Here is a 1,243-nt window from a genome sequence, read left to right as displayed (position 1 = left end):
CCTATACGCTCGACAATTTAATGGTTTATCACTTTGATTTGTACCGCCTTGCCGATCCCGAGGAGCTGGAGTTTATGGGGATCCGCGATTATTTTGCCAACGATGCCATCTGCCTGGTGGAGTGGCCACAACAAGGTACAGGTGTTCTTCCTGACCCGGATGTCGAAATACACATTGATTATCAGGCACAAGGCCGTGAGGCGCGCGTGAGTGCGGTTTCCTCTGCGGGTGAATTGTTGCTGGCGCGTTTAGCCGGTTAACCTTTGAAAGGTGGCGGGATGATGTATCGCATCAGAAGTTGGTTGGTAGCGACGCTGCTGCTGCTGTGCACGCCGGTGGGTGCCGCGACGCTCTCTGATATTCAGGTTTCTAACGGTAATCAACAGGCGCGGATAACGTTGAGTTTTATTGGCGATCCTGATTATGCGTTTAGCCATCAAAGCAAACGCACCGTGGCGCTCGATATCAAACAAACGGGCGTGATTCAGGGACTGCCGTTGTTGTTCAGCGGCAATAATCTGGTGAAGGCGATTCGCTCTGGAACGCCTAAAGATGCACAAACGCTACGGCTGGTGGTCGATCTTACCGAAAACGGTAAAACCGAAGCGGTGAAGCGGCAGAATGGCAGCAATTACACTGTCGTCTTTACGATTAACGCCGATGCGCCGCCACCTCCTCCTCCGCCGCCCGTGGTTGCGAAACGCGTTGAAACGCCTGCGGTTGTCGCACCGCGCGTCAGCGAACCGGCGCGCAATCCGTTTAAAACGGAAAGTAACCGCACTACGGGTGTTATCAGCAGTAATACGGTAACGCGTCCGGCAGCGCGCGCGACGGCTAACACTGGCGATAAAATTATCATCGCTATTGATGCCGGACACGGCGGTCAGGACCCTGGCGCTATCGGCCCCGGTGGTACGCGGGAGAAAAATGTCACCATCGCCATCGCGCGTAAATTGCGTACTTTGCTCAATGACGATCCGATGTTTAAAGGCGTTTTAACCCGTGACGGGGATTACTTTATTTCGGTGATGGGGCGCAGTGATGTGGCACGTAAGCAAAACGCCAATTTCCTCGTGTCGATTCACGCTGATGCCGCACCGAACCGCAGTGCGACTGGCGCTTCCGTATGGGTGCTCTCAAACCGTCGTGCAAACAGCGAGATGGCAAGCTGGCTGGAACAGCATGAGAAACAGTCGGAGCTGCTGGGCGGCGCGGGCGATGTGCTGGCGAACAGTCAGTCTGA

General features: G+C 54.9%; 2 protein-coding genes. Both read left to right on the top strand.

Annotated elements, in window-relative coordinates; genetic code table 11:
* A partial coding sequence (gene tsaE / locus R7Z41_RS23975) for a tRNA (adenosine(37)-N6)-threonylcarbamoyltransferase complex ATPase subunit type 1 TsaE (protein WP_318141638.1) occupies positions 1–260 on the top strand: 260 nt, incomplete at its 5' end.
* An 18-nt stretch (positions 261–278) separates the two neighbouring features.
* Positions 279–1,243: N-acetylmuramoyl-L-alanine amidase AmiB (gene amiB, locus R7Z41_RS23970; protein WP_318141637.1), on the top strand; the 965-nt coding region annotated here is incomplete at its 3' end.

The organism is Vibrio sp. 1457 (genome assembly GCF_033340195.1).
In the GTDB taxonomy this organism is placed as follows: Bacteria; Pseudomonadota; Gammaproteobacteria; order Enterobacterales; family Vibrionaceae; genus Vibrio; species Vibrio alginolyticus.
This window is presented reverse-complemented; position numbering and strand designations above follow the sequence as displayed.